At 42.7% G+C, this 21808-nt stretch carries 18 protein-coding genes and 1 pseudogene; 4 read left to right on the top strand and 15 right to left on the bottom strand.

Features of this window, described 5'->3' with window-relative positions; all coding sequences use genetic code 11:
- Window positions 1-50 precede the first annotated feature (50 nt).
- Together tuf and B9G53_RS28825 are read left to right on the top strand one after the other, a co-directional pair.
- On the top strand, window positions 51-1283 hold the full coding sequence (gene tuf, locus B9G53_RS26165; RefSeq protein WP_094536344.1) for an elongation factor Tu: 1233 nt from the start codon (window positions 51-53) through the stop codon (window positions 1281-1283).
- A 55-nt stretch (window positions 1284-1338) separates the two neighbouring features.
- A pseudogene (locus B9G53_RS28825) lies at window positions 1339-1493 on the top strand (IS1 family transposase); the annotation flags it as partial.
- Between the two features lie 161 nt (window positions 1494-1654).
- On the opposite strand, the gene B9G53_RS26160 reads toward B9G53_RS28825, so the two are convergent.
- Window positions 1655-2971 (bottom strand): hypothetical protein, encoded by a 1317-nt coding sequence (locus B9G53_RS26160; RefSeq protein ID WP_094536343.1) that lies wholly within the window; start codon window positions 2969-2971, stop codon window positions 1655-1657.
- Between the two features lie 317 nt (window positions 2972-3288).
- On the opposite strand from B9G53_RS26160, the gene B9G53_RS26155 reads away from it, so the two are divergent.
- Window positions 3289-4680 (top strand): NAD-dependent malic enzyme, encoded by a 1392-nt coding sequence (locus tag B9G53_RS26155; protein ID WP_094536342.1) that lies wholly within the window; start codon window positions 3289-3291, stop codon window positions 4678-4680.
- 31 nt (window positions 4681-4711) lie between these two features.
- Here B9G53_RS26155 and B9G53_RS26150 read toward each other — a convergent pair whose 3' ends face one another.
- The 3 genes from B9G53_RS26150 to fbp all read right to left on the bottom strand — a co-directional run bounded on the left by B9G53_RS26150 (window position 4712) and on the right by fbp (window position 8138).
- Window positions 4712-5380, bottom strand: a complete 669-nt coding sequence (locus B9G53_RS26150) for a hypothetical protein (protein WP_094536341.1) — start codon at window positions 5378-5380, stop codon at window positions 4712-4714.
- Window positions 5381-5513: 133 nt separating this feature from the next.
- Window positions 5514-6833: a 3-isopropylmalate dehydratase large subunit gene (locus B9G53_RS26145; protein ID WP_094536340.1), complete on the bottom strand. Its 1320-nt coding sequence runs from the start codon at window positions 6831-6833 to the stop codon at window positions 5514-5516.
- Between the two features lie 276 nt (window positions 6834-7109).
- On the bottom strand, window positions 7110-8138 hold the full coding sequence (fbp, locus tag B9G53_RS26140) for a class 1 fructose-bisphosphatase (protein ID WP_094536339.1): 1029 nt from the start codon (window positions 8136-8138) through the stop codon (window positions 7110-7112).
- Between the two features lie 74 nt (window positions 8139-8212).
- Between fbp and B9G53_RS26135 the strand changes: the two genes are divergently transcribed.
- Complete coding sequence (locus B9G53_RS26135; RefSeq protein ID WP_094536338.1) at window positions 8213-9439, top strand: protein phosphatase 2C domain-containing protein; 1227 nt, start codon at window positions 8213-8215, stop codon at window positions 9437-9439.
- Window positions 9440-9464: 25 nt separating this feature from the next.
- On the opposite strand, the gene B9G53_RS26130 is transcribed toward B9G53_RS26135, so the two are convergent.
- From B9G53_RS26130 to B9G53_RS26080, 11 genes are all read right to left on the bottom strand, one after another.
- Entirely contained in the window at window positions 9465-10589 is a 1125-nt protein-coding gene (locus tag B9G53_RS26130; RefSeq protein ID WP_094536337.1) for a hypothetical protein, read from the bottom strand.
- Between the two features lie 124 nt (window positions 10590-10713).
- Entirely contained in the window at window positions 10714-12177 is a 1464-nt protein-coding gene (locus tag B9G53_RS26125; protein ID WP_094536336.1) for an MBOAT family protein, read from the bottom strand.
- On the bottom strand, window positions 12174-12959 hold the full coding sequence (minE, locus tag B9G53_RS26120) for a cell division topological specificity factor MinE (RefSeq protein ID WP_094536335.1): 786 nt from the start codon (window positions 12957-12959) through the stop codon (window positions 12174-12176). Before minE ends, B9G53_RS26125 begins: the two co-directional genes overlap by 4 nt.
- An 8-nt stretch (window positions 12960-12967) precedes the next feature.
- Window positions 12968-13771, bottom strand: coding sequence for a septum site-determining protein MinD (minD, locus tag B9G53_RS26115; protein ID WP_094536334.1), 804 nt, complete (start codon window positions 13769-13771; stop codon window positions 12968-12970).
- Window positions 13772-13773: 2 nt separating this feature from the next.
- On the bottom strand, window positions 13774-14862 hold the full coding sequence (gene minC, locus B9G53_RS26110) for a septum site-determining protein MinC (protein WP_094536333.1): 1089 nt from the start codon (window positions 14860-14862) through the stop codon (window positions 13774-13776).
- A 91-nt stretch (window positions 14863-14953) separates the two neighbouring features.
- The gene (locus tag B9G53_RS26105; protein ID WP_094536332.1) at window positions 14954-17443 is read right to left on the bottom strand and encodes an ATP-dependent Clp protease ATP-binding subunit; all 2490 of its coding nucleotides are present in this window, start codon (window positions 17441-17443) and stop codon (window positions 14954-14956) included.
- 382 nt (window positions 17444-17825) lie between these two features.
- The gene (locus tag B9G53_RS26100) at window positions 17826-18758 is read right to left on the bottom strand and encodes a ribonuclease Z (RefSeq protein ID WP_094536331.1); all 933 of its coding nucleotides are present in this window, start codon (window positions 18756-18758) and stop codon (window positions 17826-17828) included.
- A 2-nt stretch (window positions 18759-18760) separates the two neighbouring features.
- Complete coding sequence (locus B9G53_RS26095) at window positions 18761-19321, bottom strand: OmpA family protein (protein WP_094536330.1); 561 nt, start codon at window positions 19319-19321, stop codon at window positions 18761-18763.
- A gap of 2 nt (window positions 19322-19323) precedes the next feature.
- Window positions 19324-19524: an NAD(P)H dehydrogenase subunit NdhS gene (locus B9G53_RS26090; protein ID WP_094536372.1), complete on the bottom strand. Its 201-nt coding sequence runs from the start codon at window positions 19522-19524 to the stop codon at window positions 19324-19326.
- A 148-nt stretch (window positions 19525-19672) separates the two neighbouring features.
- Window positions 19673-20788 carry a DnaJ domain-containing protein gene (locus B9G53_RS26085; RefSeq protein ID WP_094536329.1) on the bottom strand — a complete coding sequence of 372 codons (1116 nt, stop codon included), beginning with the start codon at window positions 20786-20788 and terminating at the stop codon, window positions 19673-19675.
- Between the two features lie 135 nt (window positions 20789-20923).
- A complete protein-coding gene (locus B9G53_RS26080) occupies window positions 20924-21808 on the bottom strand; it encodes a M56 family metallopeptidase (protein ID WP_254923823.1) in 885 nt (294 codons plus the stop codon).

Here is a 21808-nt window from a genome sequence, read left to right as displayed (position 1 = left end):
CTCTATAAACTAGAGTAATCATTACCAAAGTTAAGGATAATTACGAAAAAATGGCACGCGCTAAATTTGAGAGAACCAAGCCCCACGTTAACATCGGTACTATTGGTCACGTTGATCACGGTAAAACTACTTTAACTGCTGCAATCACCATGTCCTTGGCTGCCGCAGGTCAAGCAACAGCCAAAGCATACGATCAAATTGATGCTGCCCCTGAAGAAAAAGCTCGCGGTATCACGATCAACACCGCTCACGTTGAGTATCAAACTGTAGAGCGTCACTATGCTCACGTTGACTGTCCTGGACATGCTGACTATGTTAAGAACATGATCACTGGTGCAGCACAGATGGACGGAGCAATCCTGCTCGTGTCTGCTGCTGATGGTCCTGAGCCTCAAACCCGTGAGCACATCTTGCTTGCTCGTCAGGTTGGTGTACCTAACCTCGTTGTTTTCTTGAACAAAGAAGACCAAATGGAAGGCGAAGAAGAACTAGTTGAGCTAGTTGAACTTGAAGTTCGTGAGTTGCTCTCTTCCTATGATTTTGATGGCGACAATATTCCCATCACTCGTGGATCTGCACTAAAAGCTGTTGAAGCGATGACTGCGAATCCTAAAACTCAACGTGGTGAAAATCCTTGGGTAGACAAAATTTGGGCTTTGATGGATTCTGTTGACTCCTACATCCCTACTCCTGAGCGTGCCGTTGATAAGCCTTTCTTGATGGCTGTTGAAGACGTATTCTCGATCACTGGTCGTGGTACGGTTGCGACAGGTCGGATTGAGCGTGGTACTGTCAAGGTTGGTGACATTGTTGAACTAGTTGGTATTACAGATACTCGTTCGACAACCGTTACTGGTATCGAAATGTTCAAGAAGAGCCTAGATGAAGGTCTAGCTGGTGACAACGCAGGTCTATTGTTGCGTGGTATTCAGAAGGCTGACATCGAACGCGGTATGGTTTTGGCTAAGCCTAAGTCGATCAATCCTCACACTCAATTTGAAGGTCAGGTTTACATTTTGACCGAGAAAGAAGGTGGTCGTAAGACTCCTTTCTTCCCTGGCTATCGTCCTCAGTTCTATGTACGTACAACTGACGTAACTGGAACCATTGTTACCTTTACTGCTGATGATGGTAGTGATGCAGAAATGGTTATGCCTGGCGATCGCATCAAGATGACTGTTGAGTTGATCAACCCCATTGCGATCGAAAACGAAATGCGCTTCGCTATTCGTGAAGGCGGTCGTACCGTTGGATCGGGTGTTGTTACCAAGATCTTGAAATAGTTCTTAGTTTTCTAACAAAAAAGCCTCGCACTGCGAGGCTTTTTTGTTTTTGTGGTGTAGTGCTTTTCGCCGCAGACAAAACCTGTATGCTAAAAATACCGAGGGCTTGCGACGATCAGTCACAGTAAAACGCTTAGTTCACAATTGGGTAGGAGGTACGCCCCCCATGTGGGCTTGGGCAAGAACAAGACTCCTGCTATAGCAATCGGACTTTTTCATCTTTATATAGCAATCCTAAATGAGTTGTGAGAGTGCGCCCCTTCGGGGCGCACTCTCACAACTCTCCAAATCTTACAACTCATTTAGGATCGCTATATGCTGGAATTACTTCAAGGGGTTTTCATTACCTCACTAATTAACTGACTATTACCTTAGCCAATCCAAACATCATTGGCATAGTCTAACCAATACTGAACTAACCATATACCTGAAAAGCCTAGTAGCCATAATAGTAATTTAGTTACTTTACGTGTTGGGAAACAATTACTTATATAGGCAATCGCGACAAAAAAATAAGGAGTTCCAAATATAAAACGTCTTAAACTTGTTAGTTTTTGATCGCTAAAAACAATAATTATTGAATGTATCAGAGCAAAGTAAATACAAAACCAAAATACATAATTAGTGGATATTTTTTTAGCCGATTGAGTGAGATTAATCTCTTTTAAACTAGTTGGTTTATCAGAAAAATTGATTTTTTTAAGATCTGCGCCATAGAATGCTAAAAAAGCTGGTGGATAAGCAAAAAGTAAGACCAATTGCCAAAATTTCGGCGTGGCAAAAATCAGTTTTCTAATATTAATGGATATACAAATCAGCCAAGACATGATTAGTGCTATAGCTGGCAAATAAATTGCAGTAAAATCGGCGGATGTTAAAGGCACAAAAAATAATTGAGGATAAATACCTAACTGTTTTCCCCAAGCCTTTTGATCATGGAAAGGAGCAAAAAAATCTCCTCTAGATTGCAAACAAGAATATCCGTATATACAATAACCAAGCAAAGCACCAAGACAAATCATTAAAGTAGTTATGCCGTAAGTTTTAACGTACTTTTTAAGATTGAGATTGTTTTGGAACTTATTTATTATTAGAGTTGAAGCTAATGCAAGGATAGATGAAAAAACCACTTGAATAAGAAATGGTCTAGTTAAGGAAAGTAAGAATGAGAAAATAAATATGGATATTAATATTGATATAAATTTAATTGATATTTTTGATGTTATTTTTAAATTATTTAGAAGAATCAGAAAAATTAAGCTAAAAACAGAAAAAATCCCTTCAGTGTAACCAATCATTCTAAAAACTGAAAGAGGATTTATCGCATATAATGCGACGACTAAAAATGTAATTTTATAACTTTTAATACTTTGTTTTAAAAGCAATAAAAATAAGGGCACACTTATTAATGATAATAAACTTCCAATAACACGAGAATACAATGCTGCGTCATCAGGAATTTGAGGTTGCCCTAACTTACTAATTAGCCACGGCCATAATGGATAAAATGCATTGCAAGTTGGATTTATCGCTAAATTAGAATAATGTCCAACATCAAAAAAAAGTTTTGCTGGAGAGTTTGAGAAAAAACTTATAAAAATATGTGGATTTATAATAATTGCAATAGATGTACAAAAGGTGATTCCTAAAACAATAGGAACTGATGTTAACAACGCATTGAATTTCATTAATACTGACAATTGATACTAGTGGTAGCTTACTAAATCATCATATTGTTTTACTAGCAATCTGTATGATTTGTCCCATTTGCCTCCAGTTTGCATCGGCATATGGCGAAAAAATTCATGACACTAACAAGTTATTCCTTGACGCATTTATCGAGGACATTGGCGGAACTGTCTAGTTTAAAAGTAACAGAGTACCAACGGGACTCTGTTACTTTCGTGAAATCGTGTGATTTGTAACGCAACACTAACAGACAATCAGGTAACATTGCATAGATTCAGGCTTTGCCTGAACTCTATGCAATTACTTACTCCTCACGATGCAACAACTAACACCTAATCCCAGCTTTAGCTTGACCATTCGCGTGCAACTCCTCAACCGCGCAGGAATGTTATCTTCTGTCATTCGCGTTTTAGCTGAAGCGGGAGGGAACCTCGGACAGATTGATCTGATCCAACAAACCCGCAAAATTTCGGTACGTGATATCACTGTTAATGCTTACAGCACTGAGCATATGGACAAATTGATTGCCGTCGTCAAGGCTGTCCCCGAAATTCGTGTTCTTGATGTTTACGATCGCACTTTCCAAATTCACAAAGGCGGCAAAATCCATCTCGAAGCTAAAGTAGCCGTTAAAGGACAAGACGATCTTGCGATGGTCTATACCCCTGGGGTAGGGCGAGTATGTATGGCGATCGCTGAAGACAAACGCAAAGTTTATGACTACACGATTAAGTGCAACACGATCGCCGTAGTTACAGATGGCACGGCTGTTTTAGGACTAGGTGATATTGGACCCGAAGCCGCTATGCCTGTGATGGAAGGCAAAGCGATGCTATTTAAGCAATTTGCAGGACTAGATGCATTCCCAATTTGCCTAAATACGAAAGATGTTGATGAAATTGTGGAAACTGTAAAACGTATTTCACCAGCATTTGGTGGTGTGAATCTAGAAGATATTAGCGCTCCCCGTTGCTTTGAAATCGAAAAGCGTCTCAAAGAAGAACTAGACATTCCTGTGTATCACGATGACCAACATGGTACGGCGATCGTGGTTGTTGCAGCGACGATCAACGCGCTCAAAGTTGTCAGCAAACCAATTGATACTGTTCGCATCGTCATGAATGGGGCAGGGGCTTCAGGAATTGCCGTGGCAAGACTTTTGCGCGAAGCAGGTGTGAAGCGGATAGAGATGTGTGACTCCAGAGGATGTATTAGCAAGGATCGTCCCGATCTCACTCCCGAAAAACTAGAGTTTGCTAGCGATCGCTCTGGTTCTCTGGCTGATGTGATTAAGGGAGCCGATATGTTTGTCGGTCTGAGCGTCAAAGGAGCGCTCACGCCTGAAATGGTAAGAAGTATGGGATCTGCACCTATTGTATTTGCGATGGCAAACCCTAATCCCGAAATTCAGCCCGAACTTGTCGAAAATGATGTTGCTGTCATCGCCACAGGTCGCAGTGACTATGCCAACCAAATCAATAATGTTTTGGCTTTCCCAGGAATTTTCCGTGGAGCGCTCGATGCAAGGGTTACCAAAATCACGACCCAAATGAATTTAGGTGCGGCTCAAGCGATCGCTTCTTTAGTTAGCAGCAGTGATCTCGCCCCTGATTTTATTATTCCTTCTGTATTTGATCCCCGCGTTTCCCATGCCGTCGCCGCCGCCGTCCATGCGGTAGCACGTCAGCAAGGGCTAGCCAACGCATAAAGAAAAGGGCGTGCTTTGCACGCCCTTTTCTTTATGCTTGCATGGCAATAAACTCATCCACTAAATTTAGAAGTCGTTCGATCGCCTCATTGAGATTGATTGATTTCACTGGAAATCCATGGGCAACCCGATTTCTAATTTCATTTAAGGCGATCGCTCTTTCAAATTGATCGGTCGAAATTGCCAACTGAGTATATAGATGATGAATCATCAATATGGTTGGTAAGCGATCAATGGGTATTAATAAGTGCCTTGCATGTCTTCGCATCAAGATCTCCGCGAATATCCACAGCGAGAGAAAAGCCGCTTCATGCTCTCCAATCGAGATTAATTTGGCGATCCGTTCTTTGCGATGCAAAATTTGCGATCGCGTAAGTTTGTCATCGGCAATATCTTCTTCAGCGATTGGTGTGGCATCTTCACCCGTAATCAGTAAAAAGCGCCAACCACGATGCTCTGCAACACTTTTAGCAATGTCTCGATAGTGAGAAACTGCTAAGTTTGTCGCTACATCGATAACCTCAACAATAAATCCTTGATCTGCGGATATTTTCACCAATAAATTTGGACTATATCCATTTAAATCGAACGGTAGCTGCTGGGTAAGAGGTTGGTGAACAACTTCATACCCTTGCGAACTATAGCATTCAATAACTTTTGTTTTGACCAAACTATTAATACTTGTACTATCTGAACACATTCATCATCCTGACTTATCCCAATTTCCGAAATTGTGGCAACAATTTCGGAAATTAAAAACCAATCCCAGTAATACCAAAACATAAAATGGCTACGCCATTTTATGTTTTGGTATTACTGACTTTAAGAACAAATCACATAAAATCACGCGGATCGGTGATATGTCCTGTCAAAGCAGAAGCAGCAGCCGTATAGGGAGAAGCAAGATAAATCTGGGCTTGCTTATTACCCATCCGCCCAGGGAAATTGCGGTTGGTGGTCGAGACACAAACTTCTGCTTCATTAACCCGCCCAAAAGTATCTTGTGGTCCACCTAAGCAACCTGCACAGGAAGGAGAAGCTGGTTCAATACAACCTGCTTGCAAGAAGATTTCTGAAAGAGTTAAGCCATCAATCTTCAAGCTGAATAGATCGTTGTAAACCTTCTGTGTGGCTGGAACAAGATAGGTTGGGACTTTAACCTGCTGTCCTTTAATCAATTGAGCCGCGTGATAAAAATCTTCAGTTTTACCACCAGTACAAGAGCCAATATAGACGCGATCAATCTTCACATCTTGGACTTCACGCACAAGGGCGCGGTTGTCGGGTGAATGGGGCTTGGCGACAACAGGTTCGAGCTTAGAGACATCGTAATGCTTGACGTAGTAGTACTCAGCATCGGCATCCGCATAGAGCGACTCAAAGGGCTTATCAGTACGCGATCGCACATAGTCAAAGGTGGTTTGGTCTGGAGCGATCGTGGCATTTTTGCCGCCAGCTTCGATCGCCATATTGCAGATCGTCATCCGTTCTTCCATCGTCATTTGGGCGATCGCATCTCCTTCAATTTGCAGCGATCGATAGGTTGCGCCATTTACACCGATATCGCCAATGACCTGCAAGATCAAATCCTTAGCCAAGAGATAAGGAGGCATTTCACCATCAAAGACAAACTTCATCGAAGCAGGAATTTTGAGCAAGAGCTTGCCCGTACCCATGACAAAAGCGGCATCGGTGTTACCGATCCCCGTGGCGAATTGTCCAAAGGCTCCAGCGTTACAAGTATGGGAATCAGTGCCAAATAGCACCTCTCCTGGACGTGTGTGCCCTTCTTGGGCTAAAGCAATATGGCAAACACCTTTGTAATCAGGATTAGCTTTAAAGTCGGAAAGGTCAGTGATGTCGTAAAAATATTTAATGTCTTGCTCTTTGGCAAATTCTCTCAAAATATCAATATTGCGGTTAGCTCTTGCATCTTTAGTAAAAATGTAATGATCAGGAATTAATACTAATTTTTCCTTATCCCAAACTTTCGCATCTGCACCAAATTCGCGCTTAAATACTCCGATAGTGCCAGGTCCGCAGACATCATGGGTCATTAACAGGTCAGCATTCACCCAAATATTTTCGCCTGGGCTAACGTGACTTTTGCCCGACGCTTTTGCCAAAATCTTTTCGGTGAGTGTCATTCCCATAATTGTGATGTCCTTGGGTAGATATCCTATGTAGATGTATTAATGCTTACTTTTTTCTGTGCTAATTATAGCAAGGAATTAAGAACTTTAAATTTACCTCACCCCTTTCTCCTTTGCCAAGAGAAAGGGTGAGGCATAGCAATTCTCATTATAAAAATCAGTTTTTTGAAAGCCCGCTGTTGGCGGGCTTTCAAAAAACCGATTTCGGTGTTTCCATCGCCGAAGGCGATGGAAACACCGAAATCGGTTTCATATTGCTGGAGATGTATAGCAATACTATTTCTGTAAAAAAGACTCTACTACTTTGACATTCTCAGAACTACCGATAATCAATGGTGTGCGGCTGTGTAATTTTTGGGGGATCACATCAAGAATTTCTTGAGTTCCTGTAGTCGCCCGACCACCTGCTTGCTCAATTAGAAATGCTAGAGGAGCAGACTCGTAAAGCAAGCGTAACTTTCCATCCGCATGTCCAACTGTACCTGGATAGAGAAACACCCCACCTTGAAAAAGAATGCGATGAATATCCGCAACTAAAGCTCCTGAATAACGTGCTGTATTGCCTGCTTGGCGATGAATATAGCGGACATATTCACGCATTGGTTCTTCCCATTGCCAGAAGTTGCCTTCATTAACACTATAAATAGAACCCTTAGTAGGAATATGAATATTCTCTTGAAAGAGAATGAATTCTCCAATACTAGGATCGAGGGTAAAGGCATGAACGCCATTCCCCAGCGAATAAATCAGCATTGTGCTTGTGCCATAGAGAATATAGCCTGCACCAATTTGTTTCCGTCCCGACTGCAATAAATCTAGAGCTTCTCCAGATTCATCATTCCCTTCTTGTTGACGAATCGAGAAGATAGAACCGATCGCTAAATTTACGTCAATATTGCTAGAGCCATCAATGGGATCATAAAGTAAAGTGTAGCGACCAATGGGACAGTTTTCAGGGATATAATAGGGCTTCTCCATTTCCTCCGAAGCAAGCCGACAGACTAAGCCGCTCTGCTCAAAGGCGCGAAGAAAAACACGATTAGCATAGCGATCCATATTTTTGACCGCTTCACCCTGAACATTGACTTCACCTGTAACCCCAAGCACATTTTCCACTAAACCTGCACGACTAAGATGGCGAGCGATCGTTTTGCCTGCTAACCCAATGCGTCCCATCAATGCACTCAGATCATAGGCTTCAGCCGAAAATGTTCCAAACTGTGAGAGAACATGCTGAGAAAGGGTCATAAAGTCTCGTCCAAGGACGATCTCATCAGCGGGATTGAGTCTGGTAGAATCAGTCATGGGTGCGATTACCTTAGTTCTTCTTCTCTATTATCTGTCTAAATCTATAGCATTGTGCCAACATAAGAATAATTATGAGCATCTGTCCTAGTTGTAAAGCTGTAAATCCTGATAGTCACCAATTTTGCCAATTCTGCGGCACTAAAATTGCTGTAGAAATTGCTATAGATCCAACTTTAAATCTTCTTGGAGATGTTGCTATACAACCTTCTTCAGTCCCAACACGACCATTAAATTTAGAGTCTATATTAGAAGAAATCAAAATTCAGGTAGAAGATTTGGCATCTTCTCAAGTAGTGAGCGATGCAGAGGAATTTTCGGAAGAATTTTCCAAGGGATTTGCTCTGGAAGAAGAATTGCCACTAGAATTCAATTTAGAAGACTTTGCCGCTGTTGAGTCAGATGTTGAGTCGGAAATGACGATGGTTGTATCTTCAACCATGCATCTACAGGATCTAACCTATGCTGGCAAGACTGATGTGGGAATTCAGCGCGATCGCAATGAAGACGATTTTGTCACCATTTTTCAAACTCGTAGCATCAATGGCAAAAGCCAGATCAGCGATCGCAGTCATCGAGGGTTATTTGTGTTGTGCGATGGCATGGGTGGACACGAGGGGGGCGAGGTAGCGAGTGCGATCGCGATTAATTCTATTACGGAGCAGTTTCGTCCTTTTTGGATCGATACTTTACCAGGCGAGAAAAAAATCAATGAAATTATCTGCAAGGCAAATCAAGAGATTTTTGCTAAGAATGAAACCGAACAGAGGCAATCACTGGGGCGAATGGGAACAACTTTGGTTGTTTTAGCAATTCATGATCTTAACGTTCTCATTGCCCATATTGGCGATAGTCGTATATACAAAGTTACGAATTCTCATCAAGAATTAAAATTAGAAGCCAAATTAGAGCAAATTACTCGCGATCATGAGGTTCTCAATCAGTTAATCGATCTTGGTGTGGAGATTGAAGTTGCAAGGGCTAGACCTGATGCTCATCAGCTTACTCAAGCGCTGGGACCGAATCATAGCGATCGCCTAGAGCCAGCTATTGATTTTTTTGCATTAACTGAACCCACTTTATTTTTGTTGTGTTCTGATGGTTTGTGTGATAACGATGTGATCGAGGATAATTGGCGATCGCATTTACTACCAATTTTAAATAAGGAAACCGATTTACAAACAGGTTTAGATAATCTTATTGAGTTAGGGAACAACGTTAATGGTCATGACAATCTGACTGCGATTCTAGTTTTGTGTGAGCCTAGTACCAATTTCCAAAAGTATGACGACACTAAATAAGAAGTCGGCGCAAGGCTCCGACTTCTTATTTGATGAACTTTAAATGTCTTTCTACGCGGGCTTCGATCACAATATTAGGCTGATTGTATTGCTGATATTTCTTAATTAAATTGAGATCTGGCCATTCCCAAACATAAACGGTTTTAGCAAAATGCTGAGAAATATAGGGTTGCAAAGCAATAAAAAATGAATCTCTAAAAATTAATGCTCTTGGCGCATCGGTACGACAATCCGTAAAGAAGGTAGCTTTCATCTGATCTTCAGGATGCTTCTCTACAATATGTTGATCACATATAGGTAATGGTTTGCGTAATTCAGGAGCCATTTCCTTAAGAAAGTAAGAAATATTCAACATATTTGCAATATCCCCTGACTTATATTCCGTCAACCTAAAATCCTGCCAAGAGTAATTCCTTGGATTAAGATTTGGATAAAACTTTTGGATTGCTCGGAGAATTTCATACTGGGCGATCGCTGCACCAAAGTCATTCCAATGCGTATCCGTTTTATAAAACAGTTGTCCTTGTGGCTTTGCTTTGAATAAAGCAGGTCTCAAATCTAGAACTGGTACTTCTGAATTCTTCATATAATCTATCAGTTGTTCAAGGCGGGTTTGCTTACCGACTTGACGAATATGTTTAGGTATATATTCTGGATAAATAGAATATTTGTCAGGGATAACTATAAAAAGATAGGGAATACCCTGTTGTTTTAACCATGCATGTTTTTCTTCTAATCCAATTTTCCAACTTCTAAGTTCCTCTGGTGTCAAAGGATCATTTCTTCGATAATCCTCAAGACTATTACCCGCCGCAGGATTAATATAAAACAACCAATCATCAACTCCAATCAGTACTTTAGGATTAGAGGAGCTTTTCAAGAGAATGCTATAGAGGGAATAAATCTGAGTGAGTTGATCGCGTAATCCGAAATGGTCATTAAAGAATAATTCAAACTGTGATGGAAATTTAGTTAAAGCTCTTGGACTCCATTCTAATTTAGGAAAATCAGCAAGCTTACGTTTTTCTGTAAGCGATTCTTTACGGTTATGGGTTAAGACTAGAGGTAAAAACAGACCAATGATAAAAGTTGCAATCAATAGATTGTCAAATGTCCGAGATACTTTATTTTTATGATCTTCTGTCTGCATAGAGCAAGCAATTTGTCTAGAGATTTGTAAATTAAAAGAGGATTTGGAGACCAAATCCCTACATATTTGTAAAAGTAGGGGCTTGGTCTCCAAGCCCCAATCTCAGCGTTCCACGTAACATCTATTAAAAGCGATAATAGATAAATGGATTATAAGTTCCTGCGGCTAAACTAGCAGTGGAAAGTATAAATAGACTCAATAAAAGAGAATAATACCCACCATACAGCACAGGCTGAAGTTGACTAAATTGAGGAGAAATAATTCTCTCTTGTAATTGTTTAGTAACCCAAATAGCTATTGGTGTTGCTAATATACAGCCAATGATTAAGTTGAATAGAGTTTTGAGATCAAAATAGAGCAGTGTAAAGTATTCGACCCCATCGGCATTAGTAACACCAATCATACTTCCTAAATATTGGATTGCTTGGCTCACAGATTCTGATCGAAAGAATACCCATCCAACCATTACTAGTAATAACGTGTACAAATGCCTTAGTGGTTGCCACAAGCTATCAAGATATTTATGCCATCCCATTCTCTCAATTACCAAATAGGCTCCGTGCAAGGCTCCCCAAATGACAAAATTCCAACTCGCGCCATGCCATAGCCCACATAGTAGAAACACTATCCACAAATTGAAATATGTCCTCAGTGCAGAGCCACGATTGCCGCCCAAAGGAATATATAGATAATCACGAAACCAAGTTGATAGAGAAATATGCCATCTGCGCCAAAAGTCTCGCATGGATTGAGCCACATATGGATAATTAAAATTCTCTAGAAATTCAAAACCAAAAAGTCGCCCTAATCCGATCGCCATGTCGGAATATCCTGAGAAATCAAAATAAACCTGTAATGTATAGCAAACAATCCCTAACCAAGCCATGCCTGTTGTAACTTCACTGACTGGGACGGCAAAAATTTTATCAGCGACTTCCCCTAATGGATTGGCAAGCATTGTCTTTTTAGCTAACCCAAAAATAAATCTCTGAATTCCTGCCGAAAATTGTGGTCTAGTGACAGTTCGCGACACAATCTGCTTAGCAACATCATGGTAACGGACAATCGGTCCCGCAATGAGTTGGGGAAATAGACTCACGTATAGTCCACAATTAATCGGATTTAACTGCACATCGGTTTCTTGACGATAAACATCAATCACGTAGGACATCGCTTGAAAAGTAAAAAAGGATATCCCTATCGGTAATGGAACTTGAGAATAGGCGATCGCTGGAATTGAAAGATTGTGTAGAACTAAGTTGAGATTGTTAATAAAAAAATTGGCATATTTAAAATAGAATAACAACCCTAAATTAATCACAATTGAGCTAAAAAGGATCTGCTTTTCGTTAATGAATGGGAACAGTTTTTGACGCTGAAAATGTAATAGTAGCCCTGATATATAATTCAGCAATATAGAAGCAATCATGAGGAACACATAAACTGGTTCTCCCCATGCATAAAAAATCAAGCTCATGATCAACAGAAAAATATTCCGTAGATACAGTAACTTTGAGCTAATCAGGAAATATCCTGCTAAGGTGAGCGGTAAAAATAGAAATAGAAACAGAGCTGATGCAAAAATCATGTTTCGCGATCATTACACTCTTGCTCTTGGTTATAAAGTTTGGGAGATTCTTCAACTAATACTTCTTGAGATTCTAGAGAATCAGGTAAACCTAAAGATAACTCCAACTGATCACTTGACTGCTCATTAAGTTCTTCTAATTCTTCATGCTGATCATTAACAGAGTCCTCTAATACAACGTCAGAATTAGCTGACTCAGAACTTTCAGCAATATCCATAATGACATTTTCATTTTGGGGTATATCAGCTTCTACTACGGCGCGATCGCTGAGTTCCTCATTTTGCGACTTATTTGCAGCAGTTCTGATTTTGCTAGTAACTTCGATAGTCCGTTCTGCAATTACCGCAAGACTCTCAGGAGAAATATCCTCTGTGGTCGATTTGATATTTTCCTTTGCCGCGATCGCATCAAGAGCATCTTCAGCTGACTGATCCATTTCTAGAGATAAGGATTCAGAATTATTTGATGTATTGACTTCTTCAGTGGGTTCATCAAAAAGACTAACCAGATCAGGTAGATCTTCACGTACCATCCTGATTGGTAAATTTGCAATCAATGCTGTCATCCGCTTATCAGACTCTAGGCGAATATCTAAAGTATTTTCATCAAGTTCCACATATTTAGAAACTACACGCATAATCTCATGGCGCATATTTTCAAATACCTGTGGCTCGATCGCCGCACGATCATGGGCAAGGATAAATTTCAACCGCTGCTTGACTTTTGCCCCACTTGGGACGTTACTTCTTTGAAATAGGCGATCGAGCAGTGTTGAAATCATCTCAAACCTCAGGAGTTCCCACTAATCCAGCTTGACAGACGCGCCAAAAATCCTTTAGGAGGAGCTTCGAGCTGTAAAAACTCAATGTTTTTTCCCTCAAGACGTTTTGCCACATTTTCATAGGCAGTGCCTGCCAGAGATGGTTTATCTGACAACACCAATGGTTCCCCTTTATTAGTAGAAACGATCACCTGTTCGTCATCAGGAATTACGCCAATTAATTTAACAGACAAAATATCTAGTACATCTTCGACACTCATCATGTCGTTGTTTTTTACCATAGCTGGGCGAATACGGTTCAAAATTAATTTAATATCCGTAATTCGATTTGCTTCTAGTAAACCAACCACGCGATCGGCATCTCGCACCGCCGAAATTTCGGGGGTCGTCACAACGATCGCCTCTTTTGCCCCAGCGATCGCATTTTGAAATCCCGACTCAATACCAGCAGGACAATCAATTAAAACATAATCAAAATATCGACCCAAAACTTCAACTAAAGCTTTCATATGTGCAGCCGTAATTGCAGTTTTATTGCGAGTTTGGGGAGCTGCTAATAAAGACAGATTAGGCTGACGCTTATCTTTAACTAGGGCTTGGTCGAGTTTACATTCTCGCGCAATCACTTCTAAAGCTGTATATACAATGCGATTTTCTAATCCCAATAAAAGATCGAGATTGCGTAAGCCAAAGTCAGCATCCACCAAAACCACTTTGCGTCCTAGTTTGGCGAGCGCCATGCCGAGATTTGCTGAAGATGTGGTCTTGCCGACACCACCTTTACCAGAGGTAACAACGATAATGCGACTCATGTTTACGAATTACTGATTAGCGATGGATAGTTTAGCGAAGAATGATTAAATGCTGAAAAATCAACAACTTGGACAATTTTAATCGCAGGAGTACCTTGCGTACTTACAAATGCGACTTCTGGGCAGAAAGAAGTAGTCGGACTCTCAACACGGGCAATAAAACTCGCAATCCTAACTTGGGTTGCATTAAGGTGTAAAGCCATGACTACGGCTTGGGCATTGCCTTTAGCACCTGCATGAGCCATGCCTTTGAGCTTGCCGCACACAATAATATCACCTTCAGAAATTAGTTCTGCACCAGCATTGACATCACCGAAGACAATAATACTGCCAGAGTGACGAATTTCTGTACCCGATCTTACGGTCATCTTAATGTATAGCGGATCATCCGTCGGTGCGTTAGGAATTGGATTAAATCCTAGCAGCTCACGAAAGATTGTCCCTTGCTCTACGCAGAAGCCCATACTAGCAGCATTAACCGCAGTTTGACGGCGATTGGTGACTATACAATGCAGCAAAAGTTGATAATTTTGCAAGGCCTCAGATAATTCTTGGAGTTGGCGCGTGTCCAAGAGGCGATCGCCTGATTGCAAATATACTTGTGTACGCGGTTTCCAGTCATGCCCACTCGCCGCCATACGTTGCTCTAGCTGAGAAAGTATTTCTTCCCAAGTTAAGGTCAGCAGTGAAGTCTCAGAATTATTGAACTGATTGCTATCCAGCCCAATTGGAGGAATTTCGCCGTTATCATTCGATTTATTAAATGGCAACTTGATCTTCTTGTCAGTTGGTAACAACAGATTCAACTTGCCATCAAGGGTCTTAAAACGAACTTGCGAGATTTCAGGATCAGGTTCTGGATCGGGCTGAGATTTTTTGGTAAGTGAAGTCGGAATTGGTTTAAGTTCACCACCCTCAACATCGGCGATCGTCAGAGGAGCAGGCACATTCCCCAAATACTCCTCATTCTGGTCAGCCACTACAATAACTTCAGGCATCTCCGCAGATGACAAATCCCCTGCAACCGACTGTAATTTTGTAGGAGGCAGAGGATTAGATTTCACGGCAATATTACGCTGGTTGGCATTCATGAAGCTTGTTTTAAATTTAGCGCTATGCAAGTTACCTACATCTAGATAAATGCAAGCCCTGCGCTGAGCGTAGGGCTTGCATTTATCAATCTTAAGCTGATGGCAGCAACTGAAGATTATTTTCAGAGCCACTTAGAGCTTCTTGTTCGATCACTTTGACTTTGCCATCGTCATCGACATCTACTTGCACCGATGCACCTTCACGGACTTTACCCGTCAAGATCTCTTCAGCAAGAGAATCCTCGAGTAAGCGCATGATTGCCCGACGTAGTGGACGCGCACCGTAGCTAGGGTTATAGCCTTCTTGAACAAGCAAATCCTTGAATCGCTCGGTCACCGTAAGCACGATATGCTTATCGAGCATCCGTCTGAAGAACTCGTTGAGCATGAGATCGGCGATCTCCTTGACTTCGGGTTTAGTCAACTGACGGAAGACGATAATTTCGTCAAGACGGTTGAGGAACTCTGGACGGAAGTATTGCTTAAGTTCTTCGTTAACCAGAGATCGAATGCGGGTATAAAGCGCATCCTCTTGGCTAGCCGCAAAGTCAAAGCCAAGTCCACCACCACCTTTTTCGATGACTTTAGAGCCGACGTTAGAGGTCATGATCAACAGGGTGTTCTTGAAGTCAACGGTGCGACCTTTCGAGTCGGTCAAGCGTCCATCTTCAAGCACTTGCAATAGCAAGTTGAAGACATCAGGGTGAGCTTTCTCGATTTCGTCGAATAGGACGACGGTGTAAGGGCGACGACGTACGGCTTCGGTAAGCTGACCACCTTCGTTGTAGCCGACATAGCCAGGAGGTGAACCGATCAGCTTGGATACGGTGTGACGCTCCATGTACTCCGACATGTCGAGACGAATCATCGCATCTTCGGAACCAAAGAAGTAAGCGGCGAGTGCTTTGGTTAACTCAGTTTTACCAACACCTGTAGGCCCTGAGAAAATAAAGCTGGCGATCGGACGGTTAGGACTCTTCAGACCCACACGGGCGCGACGGATCGCACGGGAAATAGCTTTTACTGCTTCATCCTGACCGATTACGCGGCTATGCAGGGTTTCTTCCATCTGCATCAGCTTGACGGACTCGGATTCGGTAATCTTGAGGACAGGTACGCCAGTCCAAGAACTGACGATGTAGGCGATGTCCTCTTCGGTCACATGGATTTCAGGTACATCTTCGGCGGGAGTTTCAGCCTTTTTGGTTTGGCTGAGGGCGCGAATTTGTTGTTTGAGGTCGATTTCCTTATCGCGCAATTCCGCAGCTTTATCAAAGTCTTGCTTACGAACAGCATCATCCTTATCTTTGAGAGTTTGACGCAATTCTTTGTCAAGTTCTTTGGCAGCAGGAGGCAATTGTGAGTTAATCAATCGCACACGCGAACCAGCTTCATCGATTAAGTCGATCGCTTTGTCTGGCAAGAAGCGATCGCTGATGTAGCGATCGGATAACTTCGCCGCAGCGACTAGGGCTTCATCGTCAATCTTCAGCTTGTGGTGTTCTTCGTAGCGCTGACGTAAACCGATCAGAATTTCAATGGTTTCTTCAACACTAGGCTCACCGACCATCACGGGCTGGAAGCGGCGCTCAAGGGCGGCATCACGTTCGATATGCTTGCGATATTCATCAAGGGTAGTTGCACCGATGCATTGCAGTTCGCCACGGGCAAGGGCAGGCTTGAGAATGTTGGCGGCATCGATCGCACCTTCCGCAGCACCAGCACCAATCAGGGTATGGACTTCATCAATTACCAAGATCACATTACCAGCCGTGCGAATTTCTTCCATGATCTTTTTGAGGCGTTCCTCAAATTCACCACGATATTTTGTACCCGCGACCAGTAAGCCGATATCTAAAGTAACAACCCGCTTTTCTTGCAAAATGTCGGGGATATCACTATTAGAAATACGCTGAGCTAAACCTTCAGCGATTGCGGTTTTACCCACACCTGGTTCACCGATCAAAACAGGGTTGTTTTTGGTACGGCGACCGAGAATCTGGATGACTCGTTCAATTTCTTTTTCACGACCCACAACGGGGTCAAGTTTGCCATCTTGGGCTAGCTGGGTCAGATTGGAGCCAAACTCGTCAAGAGTGGGGGTTTTGGTGCGTCCTGATGAGCCGCCACCTGCGGAGACTTCGGCAGTCTCACCCAACATCCGAATTACTTGGGTGCGGACTTTGGACAAATCTACGCCCAAATTTTCTAAAACTCTAGCGGCAACACCTTCGCCTTCGCGAATTAGTCCTAGCAATAAATGCTCAGTACCGATATAGTTATGTCCTAACTGGCGAGCTTCTTCTAAGGACAACTCTAGGACTCTTTTGGCGCGAGGTGTGAAAGGAATTTCGACTGCGACAAAACCAGAGCCGCGTCCGATGATCTTTTCAACCTCAATGCGGGCATCTTTGAGGTTTACACCCATCGACTTCAGTACTTTGGCGGCAACGCCAGTTCCTTCTCCGATCAGACCCAATAGGATTTGCTCTGTGCCGACAAAGTTATGACCGAGGCGGCGAGCTTCCTCTTGAGCCAGCATGATGACTTTAATTGCTTTTTCTGTAAAGCGTTCAAACATGGCGTTTCCCCATACTTTGCTGCGTTCTGGTTAAAGTTAATACTAGCACAGCCTTAACAGCATTCTGTGTGTACGGATCTCACTCCTTTTTAACCAAAACTTAAAGCTATGTCTTAGGGATAATTTTTACTTTTTACGGGCTATTTAACTCAATATTTTTAGTTTTTTGTTGCTTGTGAAACCGATTAAAGAGCCTCTTTGCTGTATTCGGATGTGATATAGCAACGCAAAATATGAGTGGCGGCGCGAAGCGCCGCCACTCATATTTTGCGTTGCTATATTGCTTTAAAAACAGTTCGCCTACTCGCATATTAAGTAAGGTTATGTAACATAAAAGTTATGTAGCATAGAAACAAGATTTTTGAATCGATAATTACCTCGATTAATGAGAAGGAGATATCTCGTAAGTCATAAAGTCATAGGCAGGAATGGTATTCGCAAAAATCATTCTCGCTTCATTAACTAAATCTTCTAATAGAATGGGATTACCAGGGGAATAGCGAGGACTGAAATGAGTCATGATTAGTCGCTTCACATTAGCTAATAGCGCTACTTGGGCTGCCATCGTACTAGTGGAATGTAACCGCTGAAAAGCCATGTCAGAATCTTGATGAGCAAAGGTGGTCTCATGGATTAGCACATCCACATTTTGCGCTAATTCCACTGAACTGTCGCAAAAAATTGTATCTGTACAGTAGGCAATCTTCCGCCCGATCTGGGGATCTCCACAGAATTCTTTTCCATCTATTTTGCGCCCATCGGGAAGCGTCACCGTTTTACCTTGCTTCAGTTCACCAAAAATAGGACCTGGGGGAATATTCATAGCGATCGCCTTATCGACATCAAACTTACCAGCGCGATCGCGTTCCACCAAGCGATAGCCATGGGCTGTCACCTTATGCTTGAGAGGAGCAGCCATCATATAAAATTCTGAATCTTCGCAAACTAGTCCCGCCTTGACCTTATGCACCTTGATCGAATAGGAGAGGCGCGTCTCGCTATAGCGCAAACAAGCATCAAGATAGTCACCTAAGCCTGATGGTCCATAAATATCAATATGGCTAACATTCCCCGCCATGCCACAACTTGCCAGCAACCCTGGTAAACCAAAAATATGATCGCCATGCATATGCGTGACAAAGATCTTGGTGATTTGACTAATTTTTACATCACTTCGCAGTAACTGGTGTTGAGTTGCCTCACCACAATCGAGCAGCCAAACTTCGGCACGTTGAGGTAGACGCACTGCCACACTGGAGACATTGCGTCCGCGTGTAGGCACACCCGAACTAGTACCGAGAAAGGTGATTTGCATATCTAGTCATCTACAAAAATCTCGATGCGACGGTTACTTTTGCCATTGCTATCAGCCGCACTACTAGCCAAGGGACGACTAGCACCATAACCAACCACCATCCAATAATAGGTCTGATCTCCGCGTAGTCTTGCCAAATAGTCCTTAACGGCTGTAGCTCGTAAATATGAAAGAGTTAGTTCATCCCCTGCACTACTTAAATCCATATGACCATTAATCCTGACTCTTTTGCCCGTAGATAATGGCAATTGAGCAGCGACCTCATCGAGTAAGCGAAAACTTTCTGGGCGAATACTTGACTTGTCCACATCAAACAACGCATCAGAAGAGAGGGTAAATTGCTGTTTTTTGTAATTTAAAAAGTTAAAGGAGGGTTGCCATACTAAATCTGGTCGCGTAAAGGCGATCGCTAAGCCAATGCTCGTACCTGCGATCGCACCCACGCCCAGAACCACGCTGCGAACGATAAATGTCACAGCCGAGCGTCCCGCTTGACTAAAATCGCCAGATGGTTTGCCCGAAGATTTACCTATTGACTTATCTGGAGTCGGTAAATTTGCCACAATTATTTCTTCTTCGCCTTAGAGCTAACGGTCGTATCAATCAGTTCTAACTCCGTAGCGCGAAACGAAACAATCTTTTCCCAGTTACCACCACCAAAAATCACGGCGACACGACCATCGGTTACCCGTTGCACTTGTCCCTGAAACCCATAATAGGTATCACCTTCATTGATAACCCGCACCGCAGAACCTGGAAAAATGATTGGCTGCATACTCTCTCAAAACTCCTTGCTATGGTTTTAACTAGGTTCATTCTATATCTTTTGCCGCCGCTCTGTGTACTGTTGCGATCACGACTACCCAGCAATTCTCATAAAGATGGTGTGCGGCGCGAAGCGCCGCACACCATCTTTACTTACGTGAGTCATCACGATCATCGGATGAAGTCCATCCGAGCAGATTGGACAGCCAGCCGCGTTTTTGTGGCGGTGGTAGAGGTGCTTTTTTGGTACTCACATTTGGCTTAGGCTCACTTTTCCTATTGTCTTTAGAGCCAGTTTGACTAGTATTTGGGCTAGGATTTGGATGATTAAGCTCTTTAATATGTTTGAGTGCTAATGGCTCTTGAGGATTAATCTGAAGCGATCGCTGCAAGCTAACTTTTGCCATTTGCGGCTGATTGATATTTTTATACACCACACCGAGCATGGCGTGACATTTACTATTATTTTTGTCAAGTTGCAAGATCTCTCGCAAATCCTTGAGTGCAGATTTCCAATCACCCTGACTAATATAGATTTCACAGATTCTCAGGCGATCAGCGATCGCGCTAGGATCACGCTCCTCAATTCTGGTTTGAATTACGGTTTCATCGGGGTCAGGTTTCCGATTAGTGGGAGGCTGGTAACTTGAGTATTGAGGAGGCTTTGGATAACTAGTTTTTGGGGTTGAAGTAGGATAGGGCGCTACATAAGGATTGGGGGTTTTGGTAGGTGACATGGGCATCAGCACTGGCGGCATATTGTCTGCGCCGTATTGATAGCCCTCTTTGTAGAGAATATAAACCAGATTTAGTTCACTGATTTGGGCTGTATATTCCAGAATAGTTTTGATTGATTGATACTGTACTTGCGCGATCTTGGAAACTGAGCGCTCGTAAAGACCATCGTTAGGAGCCATCATTAACTCACAGGCGATCGCCGAATGAATCGGGACATTGCGCGATTTTTGCATTAACCGTTTAGCAAGCAACTTAAAGATGCCTTGATAAGCTTTGCGCTCTTCCTCCTTCATCAGGACGTTATAGGCTGGGTTAACTAGTTTCGCTAGGTATTGCGTAGCGATTTCCTTTTCTTCAGCCGAAAAGCCATAAACATCGGGATGGAGTATGCGCGCAATGCTCAAATAGACATGGCGAATGTAAACAGGACTGCTAATGATTGGCAAGCCCAGTGCGGCGTAGTAGTCATGATTGAACTGACTAATACCTCGATCAACGCGGATAAACTGGGGCTTGGGCTGATTCATGTTTACTCGCTTTGCTCATGGCTAGATGATGGTGGCGATCTGATTTATCGAGATTTATTTAATACTTATACCAATAAAACCAAAAAGTAGAGAGAGCCTTTCATGCCCTCTCTACTTTTTGGTTTAATACTAAATTTAATAATGCAATGGCAATACAGTAAGCGGTAACAGGGAAAAGCCAATCCAAAAGAGCGATCGCCAAGAAAATTGTGGTAATGGTTCAGGCTCGGCAAGTAAAAAACTCACCCGTTCCTCTAGGCGATCGCTCGTATTGGTTGCACCAAAGGCTGCGGCAAAGGTTGAGTTTGGTTGCATATTGCTACTAACCATCGCCAGTAATGACTCGGCAATTAATAACCCATCTGTATATTGAGCTGCCCAGCGATCGGCGCGAAGTTCTCGCAATAGTAGCAACTCTTCCCATAAAGCCTGTGTATTTGGCAGCCAAGGCATCACTTGACGCAGGCAACCAAGCCAGAAAAACCAGAATGTATCGCGGTAGTGGGCATGGGCGCGTTCATGCCATAAAACTGCTTCAAGATGATCGGCATCAAGGGTGTCAAGTAAACCTTGGCTCACAAAAAGTTGCGATCGCCAAAACCCAATTTGAGCGGCAAATAGCATCGGCATATTCAGCAAGCGGATAGGTTGATTAACCGAGTTAACATTCTCAAAATCGGTAACCATCTCTTGCAGTTTTTGCAAAGATTGCCAGCCGCTCCAAGCGAGTTGACCACTCCGAACCATGCTGTAAATCAAAAATATTAAGGCGATCGCATAGCTGAGCCGTCCTGCTTGCAAGCCGATCATTTGTCCTTCGGCTCCCATACATAGCACAGCGATCGCGGTCATCACCACTAGCAATGGCGGCAGCACAAAGCATACTAGCGCTTTCTGCCAACGCATCTGCCAACTTATAGGGTAAATAGCATCACTGCTATTTTGCCAACCATAGCGCAGTCCCCATGCAAGGCAGAGAGAGCCAAACAGCATCACAAAATGTATAGAGAAAAAGGGCAT

It is taken from the genome of Pseudanabaena sp. SR411 (genome assembly GCF_002251945.1).
Classification (GTDB): domain Bacteria; phylum Cyanobacteriota; class Cyanobacteriia; order Pseudanabaenales; family Pseudanabaenaceae; genus Pseudanabaena.
This window is presented reverse-complemented; position numbering and strand designations above follow the sequence as displayed.

Bases quoted from the DNA above. Each gene is read 5' to 3' on its own strand.
- B9G53_RS26105 (WP_094536332.1), bottom strand. From the start codon at position 17,443: ATGTTTGAACGCTTTACAGAAAAAGCAATTAAAGTCATCATGCTGGCT.
- B9G53_RS26100 (WP_094536331.1), bottom strand. From the start codon at position 18,758: ATGCAAATCACCTTTCTCGGTACTAGTTCGGGTGTGCCTACACGCGGA.
- minD (WP_094536334.1), bottom strand. From the start codon at position 13,771: ATGAGTCGCATTATCGTTGTTACCTCTGGTAAAGGTGGTGTCGGCAAG.
- B9G53_RS26085 (WP_094536329.1), bottom strand. From the start codon at position 20,788: ATGAATCAGCCCAAGCCCCAGTTTATCCGCGTTGATCGAGGTATTAGT.
- B9G53_RS26160 (WP_094536343.1), bottom strand. From the start codon at position 2,971: ATGAAATTCAATGCGTTGTTAACATCAGTTCCTATTGTTTTAGGAATC.
- tuf (WP_094536344.1), top strand. From the start codon at position 51: ATGGCACGCGCTAAATTTGAGAGAACCAAGCCCCACGTTAACATCGGT.
- B9G53_RS26080 (WP_254923823.1), bottom strand. From the start codon at position 21,808: ATGCCCTTTTTCTCTATACATTTTGTGATGCTGTTTGGCTCTCTCTGC.
- minC (WP_094536333.1), bottom strand. From the start codon at position 14,862: ATGAATGCCAACCAGCGTAATATTGCCGTGAAATCTAATCCTCTGCCT.
- B9G53_RS26135 (WP_094536338.1), top strand. From the start codon at position 8,213: ATGAGCATCTGTCCTAGTTGTAAAGCTGTAAATCCTGATAGTCACCAA.
- B9G53_RS26145 (WP_094536340.1), bottom strand. From the start codon at position 6,833: ATGGGAATGACACTCACCGAAAAGATTTTGGCAAAAGCGTCGGGCAAA.
- fbp (WP_094536339.1), bottom strand. From the start codon at position 8,138: ATGACTGATTCTACCAGACTCAATCCCGCTGATGAGATCGTCCTTGGA.
- B9G53_RS26125 (WP_094536336.1), bottom strand. From the start codon at position 12,177: ATGATTTTTGCATCAGCTCTGTTTCTATTTCTATTTTTACCGCTCACC.
- B9G53_RS26130 (WP_094536337.1), bottom strand. From the start codon at position 10,589: ATGCAGACAGAAGATCATAAAAATAAAGTATCTCGGACATTTGACAAT.
- B9G53_RS26155 (WP_094536342.1), top strand. From the start codon at position 3,289: ATGCAACAACTAACACCTAATCCCAGCTTTAGCTTGACCATTCGCGTG.
- minE (WP_094536335.1), bottom strand. From the start codon at position 12,959: ATGATTTCAACACTGCTCGATCGCCTATTTCAAAGAAGTAACGTCCCA.
- B9G53_RS26150 (WP_094536341.1), bottom strand. From the start codon at position 5,380: ATGTGTTCAGATAGTACAAGTATTAATAGTTTGGTCAAAACAAAAGTT.